This window comes from Microbacterium sp. 18062 (genome assembly GCF_902706225.1).
Taxonomy (GTDB): domain Bacteria; phylum Actinomycetota; class Actinomycetes; order Actinomycetales; family Microbacteriaceae; genus Microbacterium.
On the sequence record NZ_CACSKB010000061.1, the window covers coordinates 1 to 21,982 of the forward strand.

Below are 21,982 nucleotides of genomic sequence, written 5' to 3' on the forward strand. Positions count from 1 at the left end.
CGCCAATCAGGGTCGTCAAGGCAGACTGGTTGTGGGTCATCGTGGGATCACTTCTTTGCTTCTTGCCGGAAACAACTGGGGCTCCCACGATGGCTCCTCTACGTCAACGACGACGAGAGCCCCGCGGGAAGTAACACCACGCTATGAGACTCACCCTAGGACGCGCCGCCTGCGAGCAATACCACGCTCAGCCAGATGCCGAGCTGTCTTCTTCTCTTGATGCGCACGATGCGCCTCCGTTCCGGCGGTCAGGACGCCTGATTCCAGGGGTACACCTACTCTTTCGAGAGCCACGGCGAATTCACAAGTTGTGATCCGACGCGTGGTCGGCTCTGCGTGAGAGCCCGACATGCGGTCGGTGGCGATCTCGTGTCTCTGTAGTGACGGCCGCCGAATCTGGCGTGAGCACAGTGAGCTGCATCAGAGCCAACAACGATCGGTGATCGGCACCACGACCCCGGCGGAGTCGCCGACGACGATGTCGCGTACGACGAAGGGGCTGCCGGGCTCGTCGATCACGGCGGCGCGCACGGAACGGGAGCTCATAGGTAGATCGCCTTCGTCGGCCGGGGGCGATGGTCTCACTGTGAGACGCCCTGCGCCCCGTTCTCGCGTCGCCACCGGCGCGGGGCGCGGCCGAAGGACCGGGCGAAGAGCCTGGAGAAGTGCGCCGGATGGGGATACCCCCACGACCTCGCGATCTCCGAGATCGTGTCGGTCCTGCGATGCGGATCGGCCAGATCGGCGCGCGCGCCCTCGAGCCGGCGCTGACGGAGCCATCCCGTCACCGTCGTGCCGTGCGCGGCGAACTCGCCCTGCAGGCGTCGCCGCGACACGAACACGGCCTGCGCCACCGCACCGACGTCCACGCCGGGGTCGCCGACGCGGGACTCCAGGTACGCGGTCGCGCGTTCGAAGAGGGCTCCCGGGTGCGCGGGTGCGGCCGCCAGCAGGCTCGCGCCGAAGAGGTCGACGAGACTGCGCGCGATGCGGCTGCCGCCGCGGCCCAGGAGCACGTCGATGTCACGGGCGAGAGCACGCACGAACGGCAGGACCACGGTCCCCGCGCCGCGCGATGCCGGCAGGCCCTCGCCGATCGGCGCACCCGGCTCGCCGAGCGCGAACTGCACGTAGGATCGGGGAAAGCGCGCGATGAAGAGCGTGAAGTCACCGGGGAACTCCCACCGCGAGGGCGCGCCCCACGCCGAGACCAGATGCGCCCCGGGCCGCAGCACGGCCGCGCCCCGGTCGGTGGTCAGGACGCTGCTGCCGCGCAGCTGCACCGCCGCGAGCACGGAGTCGTCCCCCCGATCGCCCTCGACGTGCGCGCGCGTGCGCTCGACGGCGTGCGCGGGTCCGCGCACGGTCAGCACGTTCACGCTGATGTCGGTGACGACCCGGCGCGCCAGCCGACCCTCGAACTCGGCGTCCTCCGGGACGCCGACCCACCGGGCTCCGCGGCGCAGCATGGGGAACTGCGCACGCCACGCCCCGATGTCGCGAGTGAGCAGGTTCACCTCCCGCGACGGGGCCGCGGATGCGATGTCCTCCATCCTCTCGTTCTAGCACGAACGCGCACAGCACATGATCGAATGCGCACCACCCGAGAACGCGGGCGCCATCCTGCACGATGCTGAGCGGCGATGTCAGGCCTTCCGACCGACGATGAGAGGATCACCATGCCGCACGCTTCCACCCCCGCATCCCCCGCCCTCACCGCGCAGATCGTGCAGCGACTGCGGGAGATCGTCGGGGACGACGCGGTCACCGACCACGCCGCACTGAACGCCGACAAGGACTGGCCGCTGCGCGACCCGTACTGGGTTCCCGGCGACGACACGTACGCCCCCTCGGTCGCCGTGCACCCCGCCGACACCGCGCAGATACAGGCGATCCTGAAACTCGCGGGCGAGACCGGCATCCCGGTGTGGACCCATTCGCAGGGCCGCAACAACGGCTACGGCGGGCCGTCGCCGCGCGTGGGGGGATCGATCTCGATCAGTCTGCGCCGGATGAACCGCATCCTCGAGATCGACGAGGATCTCGCCTACGCGGTCGTCGAGCCGGGCGTGCGATGGTTCGATCTCTACGACGAGCTGCGCGCACGCGGCTCGCGGCTCATGCTGTCGATCCCCGACCTCGGCTGGGGCAGCGTCATCGGCAACTCGCTGGACAACGGCGTCACCTACCTGCCGTACGGGGCCGACTTCATGGCGCCCACCGGGATGGAGGTCGTGCTCGCCGACGGCACGCTGCTGCGCACCGGGATGGGGGCGATGCCGGACAATCCCACCTGGCACCTCTACAAGCGCGGTGTCGGCCCCGCGCTGGACCCGCTGTTCACGCAGTCGAACCTGGGCATCGTCGTGAAGATGGGCGTGTGGCTGGCCCCTCGGCCGGAGACGTACGCGCCGCTGAAGATGACGCTGGCGCGGGACGAGGACCTCGCTCAGGCGGTCGACGTGCTGCGCGAGCTGCGCCTGCGCAACCAGCTGCGCGGGGTGCCGTGCCTGTACAGCACGTTGATGGCCGCGACGATGACCGGGGTGCCGGAGGTCATCCGGCGGTCCGAGGAGGGCATGGTGCCCGAGGAGGAGATCGATGAGATCGCCGTGCGCACGGGCCTCGGGCGCTGGTACCTGCGCGCGGCGGTCTGGGGCACGAGCGCCGAGGTCGATGTGCAGCTGGCGCAGATCCGGGCGGCGTGGGCGAGCATCCCGGGATCGACCCTCACGGTCGAGGGGCGGTACACCCCGGAGGAGTACGAGGGGATCGAGTCGATCTCCAACCGCATCACGGTCGGCGTGCCCAACCTCGACGCGATCAGGTACAAGGGCGAGGGGTTCGGGCACATCGGCATCGCCCCGCTGGTGCCGCTCGAGGGCTCCCGGGTGATGCGCGTGGTCGAGACCGTCCGCGCGACCACCGAGGAACGCACCGGGCTGAACTACAAGGCGGGGGTGATGCTCCTGAACGAGCGCACCTGCGCGGTCGTCTCGGCGATCAACTTCGACCCGCGGCAGGCGGACGAGACCCGGGCCGCCTATGAGACCGCCCGCGCCCTCGTGCACGAGCTCGCCGCGCTCGGCTACAGCGAGTACCGGTCGCACCTGGACTTCATGCAGGAGGTCGCCGACTTCATGTCCTGGAACGACCACGCCTACCGGCGCTTCGTCGAGCGGATCAAGGATGCCGTCGACCCCGCCGGCATCCTCTCCCCCGGCCGCTACGGGATCTGGCCGGCACGCGACCGCTGACGGTGAGGGACAGCTTCCTCCCGAACCCACATGTTCTTGTCGAACCCATACGTTTCAGAGCGCCGGAACGTGTGGGATCGCGTCGAAGGTGTGGGTTCGGACGTCTCACGGTGAGACCTCCTCGGCGCGGGGGTGCGGGATACGGTGACGACAGGTGCTTCGAAGAGGAGGAACCATGTCCATCGCGAGTCCGGACCCCATCCGGTACGACACCGACCTCGGTCTGCCCGCCGTCGACGAGGCGGCCTTCCGCAACGTCGTCGGGCATTTCGCGTCGGGGGTCACGGTGATCACGACCGCCGACGGCGACGCCTTGTTCGGCACGACCGTGTCGGCGGTGTCCTCTCTGTCGACCGAGCCGCCCATGATGCTGGTCTGCCTCAACCGATCGAGCGTCACGCACGACGCCGTCGCCCGCACCGGCCGGTACGCGATCAACATCCTCTCCGCGACCCAGGGCGAGACCGCCCGCGCGTTCGCCCGCAAGGGCGACGACAAGTTCGCCGGGGTGCCGCACACGAGCGGCGCGCACGGGCTGCCGCTGCTGACCGGCGCCCTCGCGAGCATCGAGTGCGTCGTCGCCGAGACGGCCGTGGGCGGCACCCACACGATCTTCCTCGGCCGGGTGGTCGGCGCCGAGGCGGGCGACGGCGAGCCGCTGGCGTACTACCGCGGCCGATTCGGCCAGCTCGAGCACGCGCTGGAGAACGCCGCCTACGACGGCGCCCGCCGCTGGGTGCTCGACCGACGCACCCCTCTGACCGAGACGATCGACGTCGAGGCCGTCGCCACGGAGCTGCGGCTGGACCCCGTGCTCGTCGAGAACGCGCTCATCCGCCTCGCGACGGAGAGCCTCGTGCGCCGTGTTCCCGGATGCGGATACGAGCCGACGCCGATGACGGCGGACCTCGTCGACAACCTCTACGACGCGCGCCTCACGATCGAGACCGGCGTGCTGGAGTCCCATCTGGAGAGGGCCGGCGACGAGCAGATCGCCGCCATCCGGCGCCTCGGCGAGCAGGTGCTCGCGCTCGTGCCGGCGACGGCGGAGAGCCTGGACGACTTCCTCGCACTGAACCTCGACTACCACTCCGCGATCGTCGACCTGGCCGGCTCCCGCCAGCTCACCTCGACCTACCGCGCGCTCAACGTCGCCACGGTATGGCGGGAGACGTATCAGGCCGAGGACTGGCAGCGGCAGATGGGCGACTCCTTCCTCCACGACATCACGGCCGCGATCGAGCGGCGCGACGTCGACGAGGCCCAGCGCATCGTGCGCGAGCAGATCGACTTCGTGAAGTCGGGAGCCAAAGAGGTGATCGCCGCCCACGGCGGCCAGGTCTGACATCGTGGGTCGGATGGGTCGCCGGTCGTCGGATTCGTGGGGCGGATGAGGCCTGCCGGGGCCCGTGAGGCGCTGTATCCGTGTTCGCTCCGACGACGGGACGCACGAGGACCCACCCCGGGCGTCAGCGGCTGCTCGGGATCTGGAAGCCGAACTGGCGGATGCGCCGGTACATCGTGGCGCGCGAGATCCCGAGCGACTGCGCGGCGGCGTCGCGATTCCAGCTCGCCGAGCGCAGCGCCCCGAAGACCAGTTCGCGCTCGGTGCGGGCGAGCAGCCCCTCGTCGCCGACGGTCAGACCGCTGACGGCGATCTCACGGGGCAGGTCGTCGAGGGTGATCACCTGTCCCCGGCAGGAGACGAGCGCGGCCGCCAGCACACGCCGCAGCTGGCCGATGTTCCCCGGCCAGCGATTGCGGGCGAGGATGCTCATCGCCTCCGGGGCGCAACGCACTCCGCGGCCGCCGAGCGCCGTCAGCAGGTCCTCGGTGATCGCGGCGATCTCGGTCGTGCGCTCGCGCAGCGGCGCGACCTCCACCGTGACCGGGAACGTCGACTCGACCTCCGGCAGCGGCCGAGTCGCGGTCGCGGCGACCCACTGCGGAGCGGAGCGCACGACCTCGAGCGTCCGATGGAGCACCTTCTGCCCGAGCGCGTCGAGGTCGCGGATGAGCACGGCGCCCGCACGCGACCGCGTCTCCAGCCGCTCGATCCAGGCGGCGGGGTCGAGCGCCGCGCTCGTCGCGTCGATCTCGGCGCAGGTGCCGACCCCGTGCACGGCGTGGGCGCGACCCGATCCCTGCTCGCCGACGACGAGCACCGGCAGGCCCAGAGCGGCTGCGCGGTGTATCGGTGTCGCCTCGCCCTCCGGACCGGGCGCGTCGACGGCCGTCGGACTCGGCTCGGTGACCCGGGTGAGCGAAGCGACCGCCCCGCGGCGGCCCCGCGAGAGCTCCACCACCCGGCAGTGCACGCGGTAGTGGTCGTGACCGAGGCGCAGGCTGAGCAGGCGCGAGCGGCCCGCCGCCGCCACCTCCAGCACGGTGCGACGCAGCAGATCGGCGTCGACGAACTCCCGGAGCAGCTGCTGCGCGGCGTTGTTCGCCACGAAGACGTGATCGCTGACGCCGACCACGGCGAGCGAGGGTCGCCGCGAATGCCGCGAGAAAGCGTCGAAGAGCGTGCGCTCGTCGCCGTCCGAGGCGAGCGCGATCTGCTCGTCGATCGACCGGGCGATGCTCTGCGCGTACGGCACGATCATGTGGTTCGCGCTCGCGATACGCTGGCACATCACCAGCACGCCGGCCAGCCGCCCGAAGATGTCGCGCAGCGGCACCCCGACCGAGACGAGGTTGTGCTCCGACGTGCGGTAGTGCTCCTCCGCGACCACCATGAACGGTTCGAGCCGCTCGACCGAGATCCCCGCGCCGTTCGTGCCGACCGACGCCTCGCGGTAAGTCGCGCCCACGCCGCCGCCGCGCTCCATCCCCTCGCGCACCAGGCGCTCGTCGCCCACGTTGGGGTGCACCTGCACGCACTCACGGTCCAGCAGCAGCCCCCACGTGTCCGAGTCGCGGCATTGGTCGCCGAGCGCCCGCATGATCGGCTCACAGGTGTCGGCGAGACGCCGGCCGCGGCTCGTCTCGGCCCGGAGCACCGGCAGCTCGACCCCCTCCGGGTCGACGCCCGAGTCGAACGACCGAGTCCACGAGCTCAGGATCTCCGGGGTGAGCAGTCCCACTCCAGCGGTTCCGAGATCGCCCGCGAGGAACCGTTCGCGCGCGCGTGCGACGTCGCCGCGCACCCCCGCATCGAACCGTGCGGCATCGCTCATCCGGCCACGCATCATCATCTGCGTCATGTCAGCTCCCTTGTTGACATCGACGGTGCCCTCGCACACGGAGGACATGTCCTACTCTAGGTCGCCGAACGCGCCGTGTCGGCACGTTCGCGCGCATCGGCCCGAAACCGGGCGAGCGCCCGCAGGCGCTGGTCGGCACCCTCGGGCGCCAGCTCATCGGTGTCCGGGACGGCATCGAGGATGCGGCCGAACGTCCGCTCGAGGTCGTCACGCACCTCCGGGTAGGGGATGGCGTACAGGTCGTCGTGCTCGATCGCGCGTTTCAGATGGAGCGCGAGGTGCTCCGGATCCATCCCGTGCGAGTACACCTCGCGCAGGCCGCCGACGAAGTCGTCGTCGGTGAGGACACCCGTCGCCTCGGCGACCCCCCGGGTCAGATGCGACTCGGAGATGTTCGAGCGGATGCTGGCGGGGCAGAGCACGGTGACCCCGATGCCGTGCGCCGGCAGGACCTGCGCGAAGCTCTCCATGAGACTGATCACGGCGGCCTTCGCGGCCGAGTAGGGCCCCGTCATCCGGCTGCCCTCGAAGCCGCCGACGGAGGCGACCGAGGTGACGTGACCGCCGAGGCCGGCGTCGATCATGCGGGGCACGAAGGTCCGCATGCCGTTCACGACGCCGCCGAGGTTCACGCCGAGGATCCAGTCGAAGTCGTCGTAGGTCATGGTCTCGACGGACCCGAAGCCGTTCACCCCGGCCGTGTTGAACAGCAGCGTGACCGGATCGCCGAAGTGGGCCTCCACCGCATCCGCCGCCCGCGCGTACGCGGCGCGGTCCGTGATGTCGAGCACGACGGGGTGCGCGTCGACGCCCTGTCGAGCGAGCTGCGCGACGGCGCCGGCCAACGCGTCGGCGCGAACGTCGGCGACGGCCACGCGCGCGCCGGCGCGACCGAACACCCGTGCCTGCCCGAGACCGGCGCCCGACGCTCCCCCGGTGATGAAGGCCACCCGTCCGGCAAAGTCCTTCACGGCGCCCACTCCGCGGCCTCGCGGGCCTTCTCGCGCTGCTCCTGTCGCCGCGACGGCTTTCGCAGCGGCCGGGTGACCCACAGCGCGAACACCTTGAGCAGGTGGGTGATCCCGCGCGGCTCGAACAGCAGGATGATCACGAGCAGCAGCCCGTAGACGACGACCGAGAACTGCCCGACGGGGATGCCGAACGTGCCGTCCGGCACCGAGGAGCTGGGCTTCAGGAACGGGATCAGATCGGCGTACCGTCCCGCCAGCAGCGGGATGGAGCAGATCACGAGACTGCCGACGACCGGCCCCCACGAGGTCGAGAGCCCGCCGACGGTCACGATGATGATGAACGTCAGCCCCATCGCGAGGTTGAACTGCTCGACGCTGACGAAGCGCAGCTGGGCGACGTAGAACGCACCGCCCACCGCGCCCATGGCGCTGGAGATCGCGAAGACGCCGACCATGCTGCGCGCCGGGTTGAGGCCCACGACCCGGGCGGCCAGCTCGGAGTCGCGCAGGGCCACGATGTTGCGGCCTCCGGGCGAGCGCATCAGCAGGTGCACGAGGAACATGCACAGGCCCACCACGAGCCAGACGATCATGAACAGCCCCTGCTGGTAGCTGTAGGTCATGCCGCCCAGCTGCAGGCCCGCGAAGTCGAGCGGGCCGATCGACATGTTCAACGGTGCACGCCGGCCGCTGACACCACCGGTGAGATCCGTCCAGTTCACGAAGATGTACTGCCCGATGAAGATCAGGCCGAGGCTCAGCACGATCTGGTAGACGCCCTTCAGGCGCAGGGCGAACGGCGCGACCAGCACGCCGGCGAGCGCACCCATGATCGCGGCGGCGACGAGCCAGACCGGAAGCGGCAGATCGGCGATCGAGCCCACCGCGACCGCGGTGAAGGCACCGACGGCGAGGAAGAAGGGCTGACCCATCATGATCTGCCCCGCGTACCCGTTCACGACGTTCAGACCCACCGCCGCGATCGAGAAGTAGCCGACGGTGATACCGAGCGACAGGAGGAACGAGTCGGCCGTGCTCAGCGGCAGCACGACGGCGAGCACGACGAGCAGGATCGCGCCATACCGCGTCCACGGTGTCCGGAACACCCGTGTCTCGCGGCGGATGACGGCGGAGCGGTCGGGACCGGCGAGGGTCGCTCTGGCGCTGCTGACGGTGGTCATCATGCCCTCCGGAACTCACGGGCGGCGAACAGGCCGCTGGGACGGACGAGAAGGACGACGATCATGATGATCCACGGCAGCACCGTGGAGAACCCCTGACCGAAGCCGGCCGGCGCGTAGCCGAGCGCGAGCGCCTGCACGACGCCGAGCACGAGGCCGCCGGCGACACAGCCCGGCAGCGACCGGATGCCGCCGAGGATGAGGGCGGGCAACGCCGTGAACGCGACGATGTCGAGGGTGGGCCGAAGCCCGCCCCCCGCCTCGGTGGCCATGAACACTCCGGCGATGACCGCGGCCCCGGCGCTCATCAGCCAGGCGTACGGCGCGACCCGACGCGGGCTGATGCCCTGCACGTAGGCGGCCTGGTGGTCGGAGGCGAGCGCCCGCATGCCGACGCCGATCCGGGTGTGCTGGATCACCAGCCAGAAGACCGCGAGGACGACGAGGCTGAGCACGATGACCCAGATGTCGCGCTGCGAGATCGCGATCCCGCCCAGACGGTAGGTGGTCAGACCCCACGGGTCGCCGAGCAGCAGCACGTCCGCGCCCCACGTCGAGACGGCGATCGCCTGGCTGAGGCTCAGCAGCCCGATCGTGACGAGGAGGATCGCCAGACCCGCCGCCGAGACGGTGGCCCGGCGGTCGATGCGCTGGAAGATCAGGTAGTGCACCGCGAGGCCGACGGCCGCGACGATGACGATCGCGAGCGCCACGGAGATCCAGAAGTTCAGCCCGACGCCGCGGTGCAGCTCGTAGGTGATGTACGCCCCGAGCAGGACGAACGAGCCGGGGAGCAGGTTGAAGTGCCCGGTGGCCTTCAGCAGCACCACGAAGCTCAGCGAGACGAGCGCGTAGAGGAACCCGAGGGCGACCCCCGAGATGGCGATCTGGATGAAGGTGTCCATCAGTCCTCCCCTCCCGTCCGCACCGGGCTCGGCACGGGGATGTCCGCATCCGTCGGCATCGCCTCGACCGGGGCGCTCGCGCCCAGGTAGGCCTCGACGACCTTCGGGTTGGCCTGGATCTCGGTGGGTGTGCCGAGACCGATCGGCTGGCCGAAGTTGAGAGCGAGGATGCGCTCGGCGACGTCCATGACCAGGAACGTGTCGTGCTCGATCAGCACGATCGTGAGCGCCAGCTGATCCTGCAGGGTGAGGACGTGGCCGATGAGCTCCTCCGTCTCGGAGTGGTTCATGCCCGCCACAGGCTCGTCCAGGAGCAGCAGCTTCGGGGCGGCGGCGGCCGCCTTGGCCAGCTCCACGCGCTTGCGGGTGCCATAGGGGAGACTCGCGATCGGCTCGTGCGCGATGTCGGCGAGACCCAGCAGATCGAGCACCTCGTACGCGCGGACACGGGCGGCGATGTCCTCGCGCCGCGCCCTGCCCCACCAGATGAGACCCGACGGGATCCCCGACCGGACCTTGCTCGCGCCACCGACCAGCACATTCTCGAGCACGGTCATCGTGGAGAACAGCCCGAGGTTCTGGAAGGTGCGGGAGATGCCCACCTGCGCGATCTGGTCGGCCCGCCGCCCGACGAGGCTCACCCCGTCGAAGGTGATGTCGCCGCTGTACCTGACGAGGCCGCTGAGGCAGTTGAACAGCGTGGTCTTGCCGGCGCCGTTCGGGCCGATGATGGCGAAGAACTCGCCCCGGTGGACGTCGAAGCTCACCGTCGAGACGGCGGTCACGCCGCCGAACCGCACGGTGACGTCGCGGGCGCTGAGCAGGGTGTCGGTCATGAGAGGGCTCCCGTCGTCCGGGCGCGGTGCGCGGACCGGAACGACGCGCGTCCCTCGCCCGCGACGCCGAGGTACAGCTCCTGCACCGTGCGGTCGGCGAGAAGCTCGCGGCCCGTGGCCGCCCGGGCGACCCGCTTGCTGTCGAGGACGTAGGCGTAGTCGGCGATCGACAGCGCCATCGCGGCGTTCTGCTCGATGAGCAGCACGCTCGTTCCCTGACGGTTGATCTCGACCACGATCTCCTTGATCTGCTCGACGATGAGCGGCGCGAGTCCGAGCGACGGCTCGTCCAGCATGAGCAGCGTCGGCGACTGCATGAGCGCCCGACCGATGGCGAGCATCTGCTGCTCGCCGCCGGACATGAGGCCCGCCAGCTGCTTGCGCCGCTCGGCGAGGATGGGGAACATCTCGAGCACGCGGTCGCGGGCGGATCGCGCCTCGGTCGTCGACCGGGTGAACCCGCCGGCGACGAGGTTCTCCTCGACCGTGAGATCGGGGAAGACCCGCCGGCCCTCCATCACCATCGAGATGCCGCGCTGCACGCGGCTGGACGGGGTCCTGCCCTTGAGATCCTCGCCCGCGAACCGCACGGACCCGCGCTCGAGCGATCCCCCGGTGTACGGCAGCAGCCCCGAGATGGTGGCGAGCGTCGTGGTCTTGCCGGCGCCGTTGACGCCCAGCAGCACCACGATCTGCCCGCGGCGCACCGTGAGGCTGACACCGTCGAGGGCGCGCACGGCGCCGCCGGCGTAGGAGACCGAGACGTCGGTCAGATCGAGTAGCGGCGGCTCCTGTGCCGCGGCCGGATGTTCGGATGCCACGCTGCAACCTTTCGTCGTGTCCGTGCGGCCGGGTCCGAGACCCGGCCGCACGGGCGGATCACTGCGCCAGGGATTCGAGGTAGGACTGCGCGATCTCGGAGTCGTAGTAGTACTCCTCGAGTGCGAGACCGGTCGGGACGCTCGCGTCGATCCGGAACATCGACAGCTTGTGCGGCGGCACGCGGTCCTCGGGCGAGGTGCCGTAGACGACGTCGCCGCCCACCATGCCGAGGTCGTCCTCCCAGATCTCGATCTGCGCGGCGGCGGTGGCGATGCCCTCGCGGCTGGCGTCGCCGTTCTCGATCGCGCGGGCGAGCACCTTCGCACTGAACAAGGCGTTCACGTAGCCGGTCATGTGCGCGTTGGCCGAGGGCGTGGCGTCCGGGGCGACCGCGGCGAGGTCTTCGACCATCTGCGCCTGGCCGGGAGCCTCCGTGCCCTCCCACTGATCGCCGGGGACCGAGATGATCGCGTTCTCGGCGAGCCAGTCGGCGCCCGGCCCGGTGGCCAGAGTGATGTTGTAGGCCGAGTTGCTCGCCAGCACCAGCGGCGCGAAGTCCTGCTGCACGGACTGCACGGCGAGGGTCTGCAGGAAGGCGCCGGTGCCGCCGGCCATGACGACCTCGCAGCCGGCGTCCTTCAGCGCGGTGATCTGCGGCGTGAGCTGCTCGGTGTTGGGCGCGAACTTCTGCTCGGTTCCGGCGGTGAGGCCGAGCTCGTCGACCGTGTACTCGAAGGTCTCCTCGATGTACTCGCCGAGCACGTCCTCCACGGTCAGCGAGCAGAAGACCGCATCCGCCTTGTCGTACTTCTCGACGGCGTAGGGGATGAGGCTCGCGGCGTGGGCGCTCGTGAGCGGGAAGGTCGGGAGGACGTGCGGCTCGAACAGCAGGTTCGGCGTCGTGCCTCCGGGCACGAGGGTCATGTTGTCCTGCTCGACCGACGGCAGCAGCGCGTCGATGATGGTGGATCCCAGCACGACCGAGATGAGCGCGACGTCGTCCTTGAACCCCTCGTAGAGCGGGATGGCGGTCGCCGCGTCGTACTTCGTGTCCTGGTTGACGACCTCGACGCTCCAGCCCTCGAGATCCCCGCCGGCCTCGGTCGCCCGGTGGAAGCCCGCCTCCATCCCCTCGATGTTGGTGATCGCGCCGGCGAAGACGCCCGAGACGGGCACGAGCGCGCCGACCTTGATCGTCTTCGTGTCGACGTCGACACCCGGGCCGCCGACGAGATCGCCGCCGGCATCGTCCGCACCGCCGCCGCCGGCGGGTGTGCCGGCGCACGCGCTCAGGGCGAGACCGGCGACCGCGACGAGCGCGATCCATCCTGCTGTCTGTGACTTCTTCATTGAAGTGCTCTCCTTGCGAGTGGTGTTGCTCAGGGTGCGAGAGGGCGCGTCGAGCCTCTCACGGAACGGCCGTGGGGATGACCGGCAGCACCACGTGTGACGGATACGGCGCGCTGTGGTGCACGTGCTGGGTCGCTCGCCTCCCCTCCCGCGGGGAGACGAGCGCGTTGTTGGCGAGGAGCCCGAGGTTCGGGTCCCAGTTCGGGTAGCTGGAGCTGGCGATGTCGATGCGGATGCGGTGGCCGGCCCGGAAGAGCCAGCTGGTCGCCCAGAGATCGATGCGGTACTCGACGACCTCGCCGGGCGCGACGGGTCGCGCCGCATCCTGCCCCGCACGGAACTTCGCCCGCACGATGCCGTCGACCACGCCCAGGGCGCGGCCGTCCGGCGACACGTCGATCAGTCGGGCCACGAAGTCGGTGTCCTGGGCGCTGGTCGCCGCGTACAGCGTCACCGAGACGGGACCGGTCACCTCGACGTCTTCCGCGAGCGGGGCGCCGACGAACCGGAGGACGTCGTCGCGGGCGTCGAGCGGACGCTGGTCGCGCGGACCCGCGGTCCACTCGTTGCCGCCGTCCAGCCCACCCGCGAAGATCCCGGACTGACCGCCGCGCATGGGCACCGGGTCGGCCGGGTCGTGGACGTACGAGGTCGAGCCGTCGGCGCCGGCGGGTGCATCGGGCGCGAGCACGCCGTCGGCGTGCAGGTACCAGGGCGTCCAGCGGGTGCGGGCGAGGGGCCACTCCTGCTCCTCGCGCCAGATGCCGGCGCCCATCACGTAGAGCGTCACGGGGGCGCCGGGGATCTCCTCGTCGGCCGCAGCCGCACGGGCGAAGCCCGCGATCCTCCCTTCGAGCCCGACCCCCGCCGCGGACGCCGCGGCGCCGAAGCTCAGGTCGCCGATCGTGCCGCTCTGGTCGGTGTGCTGCCACGGCCCGATCACGAGCCGCTGTCCGGCGCGGGCGCGCTCGTCGGCGGCGCTCGCGCGGAGGGTCGCGAAGTTGTCGATCGTGCCGCCGAGGAACAGGTCGAACCATCCGCCGATGTGGAGCGCCGGCACCGCCACCCCGGCGCGCCGGTCGCGGTAGCTGACCCCGGGCCAGTACGTGCCGGCGATGTCCTCGCGCAGCCACCGGTCCCAGGTGGGCAGCACCTCGCTGAGCACCGGCGCCTCGGCCAGCGGGCCGCCGCCGATCGAGGACCAGACGTCGGAGGCGTGCCGCCGGAACCTGCGCAGCAGGTCGCCGACGTCCTCGCCGTGCTCGGCCCGGTAGAGCAGGCTCTGCAGGGTCTTCATCGTGTACCAGCCGGTGATCTGGCCCATCTGGGCCGCTCCCCCGCGGTACGCGAGGCCGGTCTGGTAGTCCGCCGGCGTGACGACCGGGATGATCCCGGCGAGGCCGGCAGGCGCCGTCACCGCCGCCGCGAGCTGCACCATGCCCGAATAGGACAGGCCGTACATCACGACCCGGCCGTTCGAGAAGGGGAGCTCGGCGCACCATCCGATCGCATCGCCCGTGTCGGCCTCCTCGCTCTCGAACGGCACGAACTCGCCGTCCGAGTCCCCCGTGCCGCGGCAGTCCTGGATCACGACGGCGAACCCCGCCTGCAGGAGCGCCACCACCGGGATGTTCCGCGTGAGCGGCTCGCCGTAGGGGTTGCGCACCAGCGCGATCGGCTGCGTCTCCCGGTCGGTCATGCGGTGCACGACCGACCGGAGGATCACGCCGTCGCGGGCGACCATCGCGACGCGGCTCTCCACGAGCCGCCGCGTACCGACGTTCGTCACGGTCGACATGACGACGCCTCAGACGCCCGCGGGAGCCGCCGCGCGGGCGTCGTACGCGATGCGCGCCTTCGGGGCGACCTCGGTCGCGAACAGGCGCAGGCTCTCCTCGGCCTGGTCGTGCGGCATCCCGCCGAACGCCGGCGCCACGACGAGCTCATACTGGCCCATGATGTCCTGGATCCACGACAGCTTCTCGACGAGCTGCTCGGGCGTGCCCGCGAGGGCGGCGTCCGCGTAGTCGCGTCCGGCCTGCTCGACGCCCTTCTCCCGCAGGGCGTCGGCCTTCTCCGCGTAGCGCTCGTAGCCCTTCTGCGTGGCGAAGTGCTTGCCGAGGAACTCGTAGTGGTCGACGTTCTGCTTCCAGAAGTTGCCGATGTACTCGTACATGCGCGCCTTGGCGACCTCGGGGTCGCGGTGGCAGTACATGTTCACGTTCAGGCAGATAGGCGCCGGCTCGTCGTCCCAGGTCTCGCGCCACAGCCGGTCGTAGACGGCGAACGTCTCGACGAGCTTGTCGACGGGGCGCAGGATGAACGACATCACGCTCACGCGGTTCTTGACCGCGGCGATGATCGAGTCCTCCGAACCCGCGACCGTGTACATGCGGTCCGAGAAGGTGCGCACGGGTCCGGGCTTGAGCTGCATCCGGGGCTGCGGGTAGAACGGGCCGTCACCCTCGATGAACCCGGTCTCGAGTGCCTGGATGATCATCGGCACCATCTCGTCCATGCGCTCGCGCGACTCGGAGACGGGGATGCGCAGCCCCTCGAACTCGATGCGCGCGACACCGCGGCCCATGCCGAAGATCGCGCGGCCGTCGGTGAGGTTGTCGAGCAGCAGCAGCTTCTCGGCGACGCGCAGGGGATCGTTCCACGGCAGGATCACCGCTCCCGTGCCGAGCTTGATCCGCTCGGTCTTGGCGCCCACGTAGGCGAGCCAGAGCAGGTTGTCGGGACAGAACGAGTAGTCGGTGAAGTGATGCTCGACCGCCCACACGCTGTCGTAGCCCAGCTCCTCCGAGAGGACAGCCAGGTGCGTCTCGTTCTTCACGACATCGTGTTCGGAAACCGAGGTGTCGAAACGGCCGAAGCCGAAGTTCACTCCAATGTGCATCGTCGATGCTCCTTCGCATTCGTCGGACGTCTTCGCGATCGTCGGAGGTCCCGGGGCGACGCCCGGACCCTCTCGGGCTGCGACCACGGTAACCACGGGGCCTCGTGCGCCCAGGTCTCAAGCTGAGACGGGACCGGACCGATCAGATTGAGACCTCGCGGCGCGCCGTCAGCGCCGAGCATGGGGAGGACGGGGCCGTCTGAGCCCCGCGGTGTCGAGGAGGACACGGACGATGACGACGGATGCCGAGCACACGATCGCCGTGGTCTTCGACCGCCCCGGCGGGGCCGAGGTGCTGCGCACGGCGACCGTGCCGTCCGGGGTTCCGGCGTCCGGCGAGGCGCGTATCGCGGTCGTCGCGGCGGCGGTGCATCCGGCGGACGTCGCTCTGCGCGCCGGGTCTCGCCCGATCGCGGGTCCCGGCCCCTTCGTCGCCGGCATGGCCGTGGCCGGGGTCGTCGATCGCGCGGGTCCGGACAGCGCGTGGCGCGTCGGCGACCGGGTCATGACGATGACGCTGCCCTCCGGCCCGTACGGCGGCGGCTACCGGGGTGCGGTCGTCGCGCCCGACGACACCCTCGCCCGCGTGCCCGGCGACATCGACCTCGTGCAGGCGGCGACGCTGCCGATGAACGGCCACACCGCGCTGCAGGCGGTGCGCTCGCTCGTCCTCGGCGCCGAGGACGGGGATGGGGATGGGGATGGGGATGGGGCCACGGTGCTCGTGACCGGCGCGGCCGGGGCCCTCGGCGCCCTCGTCGTGCCGCTCCTCGCGGAGAGCCGGGCACGCGTGGTCGCCGTGGCGCGGGCGGGCGACCGGGAGGAGGTCCTCGCGCGCGGCGCATCCGTCTTCGTCGAGGCGGGCGACGATCCGGCCGCACGGGTCCTGTCGGCGGTCGGCGCGCCCGTCGACGCCGCGGTCGACCTCGCGGTGCTCGACGACCGCATCCTGCCCGCTGTGCGCGAGGGCGGCGGGATCGCCACGCTGCGCGGGTGGGACGGCGGGGGACGCGCCCACGTGCGCGTGCACCCGGTGACGGTGCCGCAGGAGTGGCGGCACGGTCCGCAGCTCGAGCAGCTCGCGGCACCGCGGTATCTGACCCGTCCGGTGCGGGCCTTCGCGCCCGACGCGGCGGGCGAGGCGCATCGACTCGTCGAGGCCGAGGGGCTGCGCCACGGCGTGGTCATCCGCTTCGGCTGAACGCACGGCTTCGACTGAACGCACAGTGGGACCCGGCCGACCGCGGCCGGGAACGATCGAGAGAACGGAGGGTCCGATGGAGGGCATTCGGGAATGGCGCGGCCGCGTGGCGGTCGTCACGGGGGGCGCGAGCGGGATCGGCAAGGGCATCGCCGACGCACTGCGGGCGGAGGGCGCGCAGGTGGTCGTCGCCGACCGGGACGCGGCCGCGATCGAGCGCGTGCGGGCCGAGGGCTACACGGCGATCCCCACCGATGTGACGGACCCCGACAGCGTCGCGGCGCTCGCGGACCGGGTCGTCGCCGACCACGGCCGGGTCGACCTGCTGGTGAACAACGCCGGTGTCGGCCCGAAGTCGCCCGTCTCCGGTCTCACCCTGGCGGACTGGCGCTGGGTGCTGGAGGTGAACCTCATGGGCGTGGTGCACGGGGTGCACTTCTTCCTCCCCCACCTCGTCGCGAACCCGGACGGGGCCTGGATGGTGAACACCGCATCCATGTCGCGCTACTTCACCCCGCCCGGCTATGCCCCCTACGTGGCGAGCAAGGCCGCGGTCGAGGGACTGAGCCTCACGCTCGCCGCCGAGCTCGCCGCCGACGGCCACGACGTCGGGGTGACGGCGCTGCATCCCGGCGCGGTGCGCACGAACATCAAGGAGAGCCTGCGCAACCGGCCCGCATCCGCTGGCGAGAGCGGCCTGGTGGACTTCGACATCGCCCAGAAGATCACCGACGACGGGATGTGGATCGGGCCCGACGAGGCCGGCGCGATCGTCGTGCGCGCGATCGCGAACGGCGATCGCTATGCGTTCACCCACCCCGGCATGCTCGGCGATGTGGAGGCCACGTTCCGCGGCGTCCGCGCCGCGATGACGAGGTACGCCTGACGCACCCGTCCCGCTCCCGCGCCGGATCCGGACGGGCGGGCTGACCGGACGATGGACCGCGAGACTGCAGCGGGCCGCCGAGACTGCGGGGTCACCCCACGGTCTCGGCGCGCACATGCAGTCTCGCGGCCCGCGGCGCCGGAGCCAGCCGGGCGGGCGGGCGGATCAGCCGAAGATCGACTTCGTCGCGAGGAAGTTCTCCAGCGCCTCCGGGCCGTGCTCGCGCCCGAGGCCCGAGTCCTTGTACCCGCCGAACGGCGACCCGTGGTCGGGGCGGTAGCCGTTGATGCCCACGGTTCCCGTCGCCATCCGGCGGGCGACCTCGAGCGCGCGGTCCTCGTCGGCGCTGTAGACCGCGCCGCCGAGGCCGTAGGCCGTGCCGTTGGCCAGCGCGATCGCGCTCTCGAGGTCGTCGTACTCCTGCACGGCGACGACGGGCCCGAACACCTCGGTCTGGATGATCTCGCTGTCGGGCGCCGCCCCGTCGATGACGGTCGGCTCGTAGTAGTAGCCCTCACGATCCAGGGGGCGTCCACCGGTGAGCACCGCGGCGCCGTCGTCACGAGCGCGGTCCACCAGCCCGCCGACGCGGGAGCGGATGCGGTCCGAGACCAGCGGGCCGAGCTCGGTGTCGGCGCTGCGGGGGTCGCCGACCCGGAGGTCCTGAGCCGTCGCGACGAGCGCGTCCACCAGCTCGTCCCGGCGCGCTCGCGGCACCAGCACCCTCGAGAGGAGGAAGCAGGTCTGGCCGCTGTTGAGGAAGGAGTTGCCGCGGAGATCCGCGACCACGGCGGCCGCATCCGCGTCGTCGAGCACGACGGCCGCCGATTTGCCGCCGAGCTCGAGGGTCACCGGGACGAGTCGCTCGCCGCAGCGCGCGGCGATCCGGCGGCCGGCTGCGGTCGACCCCGTGAAGGCGATCTTCTGCACCCCAGGGTGGTCGACGAGCGCGGCGCCGGTCTCGCGGCCGCCCGTCACCACGTTGACGACGCCGGCGGGCAGCCCGATGCGCTCCACCGCCTGTGCGAGGAGCAATGCGTCCAGGGGCGTCTCCCCCGCCGGCTTCACCACGACCGTGCAGCCGACGGCGAGTGCGGGGGCGAGCTTGGCCATCAGGAGCGACTGCGGATAGTTCCAGGGCACGATGAGCCCGACCACTCCGACGGGCTCGCGACGCACGCGTGTGCGCCCGGGGAACACCACGTTGTCGCGGAGCGACTCCGTCTGCAACGACCGCCCGAGGCCCGCGTAGTACCGCAGCTGGTTCACCGGCACGGCGGAGCTCAGCGCCTGGGACAGCCAGACCGGCTGCCCCATCTCGTCCGTGACGAGGTCGGAGACGTCGGAGCCGATCCGCTCGAGCTCGTCGGCGAGGCGCTCCATCCACTCCGCGCGCGCGGCCGCATCCGTTCGTCCCCATTCCCCGCGGAGCGCGCTCGCAGCCGCGAGCACCGCCGCATCCACGTCCTCGGGCGTCCCCTCGACGGCCGTGCCGACCGGCTCGAGGGTGGCGGGGTTGACCACGGGCAGCGGCCCGCCGGCCGAGTCTCGCCAGCCGCCCCCGATGAAGTTCGTGTCGAAGACCAGCGGCTCCGTCGTCGTCGCGCTCATCAGCGTGTCCTTCCTCCGTCGCTCCGGCGCCCGCTCACTCGGCGTCCACCATGAAGTCGCGGGCGATGTCCGAGTCGTAGTAGTACGTCTCGAGGCTGAGACCAGTGGGCACATCCGGGTCGATCCGGAACATCGAGACCTTGTGCGGCAGGACGCGCTCCTGGGCGGATGCGCCGAAGACGATGTCGCCGCCGACGAGACCGAGCTCGTCCGGCCAGACCTCGAACTCCGCCACCGCCTGCACGATGCCCTCGCGGCTGAGGTCGCCGTTCTCGATCGCGAGGGCGAGCACCTCGGACGTGTAGAGGGCGTTCACGTAGCCGGTCAGATGGGCGTTGGCGGTGGGCGTGGCATCCGGGTTGACGGCGGCGAGGTCCTCGCGCAGATTCGCCTGCCCGACGGCCTGCGTCCCCTCCCACTCGTCGCCGGGAACCGACATCACCACGTTCTCGCGGATCCAGTCCGCGCCGGGCCCGGTCGCGACGTTGATCGAGTAGGCGGCGTTGCTCGTGAGGAAGAGCGGCTCGTAGTCCAGCTGCGAGGCCTGCACGGCGAACGCCTGCAGGAAAGCGCCGTACCCGCCGCCGACCACCACGTCGCAGCCGTCCTCCTTCAGTGCGCTCACCTGGGGGCTCAGCTGGTCGGCGGTCGGGGCGAGGGTGACGTCGATACCGCGCTCGAGACCGAGCTCGTCCACCGCGAAGTCCGTCGCGGTCACGAAGCCCTCCCCGAACGGCTCCTCGACCGTGATCGTGCAGAACCGCGAGTCCCCGGCGTCGTACTCCTCGATCGCGTACGGGATGAGGGCGGCGGCGTGGGCGCTGAGCAGCGGGAACGTCGGGATGATGCGCTCCTCCCGCACCTCGCCGGGGTTGGGGCCCGCCCCGATCATGAGCAGGTTGTCGTCGGTGACCGTGGGCAGCAGCGCGTCCATGATGGTCGCGCCCAGGGCCAGGCTGATGATGGCGATGTCGTTCTTGAACGACTCGTAGAGCGGGATCGTGGTGGCCGTGTCGAACTTCGTGTCCTGGTTGACGACCTTCACCGTCCAGCCGTCGAGGACACCGCCTGCGGAGGTCGCCCGATGGAACCCGGCCTCCATCCCCTCGATGTTGGTGATGGCGCCCGCGAAGACCCCCGACACCGGCACGAGCGCGCCGACCGTGATGGTCTGCGTGGCCAGGTCGACCCCCGGGCCGCCGATGATGTCCCCGTCCTCGCCTCCGCCGCCGGTCCCTCCGGCGGGAGTGCCCGCGCAGGCGGCGAGCGCCAGGGTCGAGGCGGCCAGGACGGCCGCGGTCTGGATGATGCGTCTGTTCATGGTGGTGCTCCGGTTCTCTGCGTCGAGGGGAGGAGGGGCTGCTGTGCCGGGGAGGGGAGGGGACGTCGCTCAGCGACCGGCGAAGTCGGTGATCACGCTGCGCGCCGTCGTGCCGGAGCGCAGCTGCTCGTACGCCTCGGCGACGTCGTCGAGTGCGATCTCGCGCGCGATCAGGTCGTCGAGGTTCAGCCGGCCCTGCTGGTACAGGCGGGCGTAGCGCGGGATGTCGGTCTTGATGTTCGAGCTGCCCATGTAGATGCCCCGGATGGTGCGCTGCGAGATCAGGAGGTCGCCCGGGTCCACCGCGATCGTGGAGCCGGGGCGGTGGATCCCGATCAGGTTCGCGGCGCCGCCGACGCGGGTCATCCGGATGGCATCCTGCGTCGTGGACGCCAGGCCGATGACCTCGAAGGCGTGGTCGACCCCGCCGCCGGTGATCTGCTGGACGGCGGCGACCACATCCGTCTCACCGTCCGCGTGCACGGTGTGCGTGGCGCCGAAGCGCGGGGCGAGGGCGAGCTTCTCCTCCTGCGCGTCGATCGCGACGATCGTGGTCGCGCCGGCGAGGCGCGCCCCCGAGATCACGTTGAGCCCCACCCCGCCGAGCCCGATCACGGCGACGCTGTCGCCGACGCGCACGCCCGCGGAGTTGATGGCGGCGCCGGCTCCCGTGATGGTGGCGCACCCGAGGATCGCCGCGACCGGGAAGGGCAGGTCGTCGGACACGACGACCACCTGGTTCTCGTGGACGAGGCACAGCTCGGAGAAGCCCCCGGTGCCGAAGGCCGCGACGACCGGCTGCCCGTCCGCGCGGCGCAGCCGTGGCGCCTCGCCGTCTCCACGGCCCGTCTCCGCGGGTCGCTCGCACTGGTAGGTGCGGTCGGAGCGGCAGGCGGCGCAGTCACCGCAGAACTGCACGAGGGAGGCGACGACGTGCTGCCCGGGAACGATCCCGGTCGTCTCGGGACCGACCGATCGGACGACCCCCGCGATCTCGTGCCCGAAGACGGCGGGGAACGGGAACCCGAGACCGGTGGTCGCCGCGTGCAGATCTGAGTGGCACAGGCCGGAGGCCTTGACCTCGATCAGCACCTCGCGGCCGATCGGATCGTCGATCTCCAGATCCTCGGTCTCGAAGCCCGCGCCCAGCGCGGTGACGATGGATGCTCGGGTCCGCATCGCTCTCCCTCTCCTCTGTGGGCGGGCAGCACCGAGCAGCGCTCGTCCGAGGCCCCTCGGGGCAGGAGTCGCACTCTGTCGTGATCCGGGATCACGTCCCGGAGGGTGGCTGCGTCGCCGTTCGCACGGCTTCAGCGCCGTGTGGCATTCAGGCTAGGACCCGGTTCGCGCAGCGTCCATCGGCGGCACCGTCTCATTATGAGATCGGCCCCACGGATCGCGAGAGGGCCGCCCCACGGACCGCGAGAGGACCGCCCCACGGACCGCGAGACTGCATCGGCGCGCCGAGACAGCGGGATTTCCCCACGGTCTCGGCGCACACGTGCAGTCTCGCGGTTCGAAGCCTCGCCCGGG

The 21,982-nt window shown here is 71.1% G+C and carries 18 protein-coding genes; 4 read left to right on the forward strand and 14 right to left on the reverse strand.

Annotation, left to right across the window (positions count from 1 at the left end):
• Positions 1-420: 420 nt before the first annotated feature.
• Together GVL03_RS22680 and GVL03_RS16750 are read right to left on the reverse strand one after the other, a co-directional pair.
• Positions 421-546, reverse strand: coding sequence for a hypothetical protein (locus GVL03_RS22680; RefSeq protein WP_306770349.1), 126 nt, complete (start codon positions 544-546; stop codon positions 421-423).
• 35 nt (positions 547-581) lie between these two features.
• Positions 582-1,553 carry an AraC family transcriptional regulator gene (locus GVL03_RS16750; protein ID WP_159502152.1) on the reverse strand — a complete coding sequence of 324 codons (972 nt, stop codon included), beginning with the start codon at positions 1,551-1,553 and terminating at the stop codon, positions 582-584.
• Between the two features lie 126 nt (positions 1,554-1,679).
• Between GVL03_RS16750 and GVL03_RS16755 the strand changes: the two genes are divergently transcribed.
• Together GVL03_RS16755 and GVL03_RS16760 are read left to right on the forward strand one after the other, a co-directional pair.
• Complete coding sequence (locus GVL03_RS16755; protein ID WP_159502153.1) at positions 1,680-3,257, forward strand: FAD-binding oxidoreductase; 1,578 nt, start codon at positions 1,680-1,682, stop codon at positions 3,255-3,257.
• A 175-nt stretch (positions 3,258-3,432) separates the two neighbouring features.
• On the forward strand, positions 3,433-4,602 hold the full coding sequence (locus GVL03_RS16760) for a flavin reductase (protein WP_159502154.1): 1,170 nt from the start codon (positions 3,433-3,435) through the stop codon (positions 4,600-4,602).
• 124 nt (positions 4,603-4,726) lie between these two features.
• Here the strand turns inward: GVL03_RS16760 and GVL03_RS16765 are convergent, their stop codons facing one another.
• From GVL03_RS16765 to GVL03_RS16805, 9 genes are read right to left on the reverse strand one after another with little or no spacing between them, the layout of a single operon-like run.
• Positions 4,727-6,511, reverse strand: coding sequence for a helix-turn-helix domain-containing protein (locus GVL03_RS16765; RefSeq protein ID WP_159502155.1), 1,785 nt, complete (start codon positions 6,509-6,511; stop codon positions 4,727-4,729).
• Positions 6,512-6,519: 8 nt separating this feature from the next.
• Positions 6,520-7,434 (reverse strand): SDR family NAD(P)-dependent oxidoreductase, encoded by a 915-nt coding sequence (locus GVL03_RS16770; RefSeq protein WP_159502156.1) that lies wholly within the window; start codon positions 7,432-7,434, stop codon positions 6,520-6,522.
• The gene (locus GVL03_RS16775; protein WP_159502157.1) at positions 7,431-8,615 is read right to left on the reverse strand and encodes a branched-chain amino acid ABC transporter permease; all 1,185 of its coding nucleotides are present in this window, start codon (positions 8,613-8,615) and stop codon (positions 7,431-7,433) included. Before GVL03_RS16775 ends, GVL03_RS16770 begins: the two co-directional genes overlap by 4 nt.
• Complete coding sequence (locus GVL03_RS16780) at positions 8,615-9,520, reverse strand: branched-chain amino acid ABC transporter permease (RefSeq protein WP_159502158.1); 906 nt, start codon at positions 9,518-9,520, stop codon at positions 8,615-8,617. Before GVL03_RS16780 ends, GVL03_RS16775 begins: the two co-directional genes overlap by 1 nt.
• Entirely contained in the window at positions 9,520-10,356 is an 837-nt protein-coding gene (locus GVL03_RS16785) for an ABC transporter ATP-binding protein (protein ID WP_159502159.1), read from the reverse strand. Before GVL03_RS16785 ends, GVL03_RS16780 begins: the two co-directional genes overlap by 1 nt.
• A complete protein-coding gene (locus GVL03_RS16790) occupies positions 10,353-11,177 on the reverse strand; it encodes an ABC transporter ATP-binding protein (RefSeq protein WP_159502160.1) in 825 nt (274 codons plus the stop codon). Before GVL03_RS16790 ends, GVL03_RS16785 begins: the two co-directional genes overlap by 4 nt.
• Positions 11,178-11,235: 58 nt before the next feature.
• Positions 11,236-12,528, reverse strand: a complete 1,293-nt coding sequence (locus GVL03_RS16795; RefSeq protein WP_159502161.1) for an ABC transporter substrate-binding protein — start codon at positions 12,526-12,528, stop codon at positions 11,236-11,238.
• A 58-nt stretch (positions 12,529-12,586) separates the two neighbouring features.
• Entirely contained in the window at positions 12,587-14,326 is a 1,740-nt protein-coding gene (locus tag GVL03_RS16800; protein WP_159502162.1) for a CocE/NonD family hydrolase, read from the reverse strand.
• A 9-nt stretch (positions 14,327-14,335) separates the two neighbouring features.
• Entirely contained in the window at positions 14,336-15,430 is a 1,095-nt protein-coding gene (locus GVL03_RS16805) for an LLM class flavin-dependent oxidoreductase (RefSeq protein WP_159502163.1), read from the reverse strand.
• 232 nt (positions 15,431-15,662) lie between these two features.
• Here GVL03_RS16805 and GVL03_RS16810 point away from each other — a divergent pair, with 232 nt between their 5' ends.
• On the forward strand, positions 15,663-16,631 hold the full coding sequence (locus GVL03_RS16810; RefSeq protein WP_159502164.1) for an alcohol dehydrogenase catalytic domain-containing protein: 969 nt from the start codon (positions 15,663-15,665) through the stop codon (positions 16,629-16,631).
• A 76-nt stretch (positions 16,632-16,707) separates the two neighbouring features.
• Positions 16,708-17,517, forward strand: coding sequence for an SDR family oxidoreductase (locus GVL03_RS16815; RefSeq protein WP_159502165.1), 810 nt, complete (start codon positions 16,708-16,710; stop codon positions 17,515-17,517).
• 165 nt (positions 17,518-17,682) lie between these two features.
• Here the strand turns inward: GVL03_RS16815 and GVL03_RS16820 are convergent, their stop codons facing one another.
• The 3 genes from GVL03_RS16820 to GVL03_RS16830 form a co-directional block, all read right to left on the reverse strand.
• Positions 17,683-19,128: an aldehyde dehydrogenase family protein gene (locus tag GVL03_RS16820; protein WP_159502166.1), complete on the reverse strand. Its 1,446-nt coding sequence runs from the start codon at positions 19,126-19,128 to the stop codon at positions 17,683-17,685.
• Between the two features lie 34 nt (positions 19,129-19,162).
• The gene (locus GVL03_RS16825) at positions 19,163-20,449 is read right to left on the reverse strand and encodes an ABC transporter substrate-binding protein (RefSeq protein WP_159502167.1); all 1,287 of its coding nucleotides are present in this window, start codon (positions 20,447-20,449) and stop codon (positions 19,163-19,165) included.
• 69 nt (positions 20,450-20,518) lie between these two features.
• Positions 20,519-21,628, reverse strand: a complete 1,110-nt coding sequence (locus GVL03_RS16830) for a zinc-binding dehydrogenase (protein ID WP_159502168.1) — start codon at positions 21,626-21,628, stop codon at positions 20,519-20,521.
• Positions 21,629-21,982: the final 354 nt, after the last annotated feature.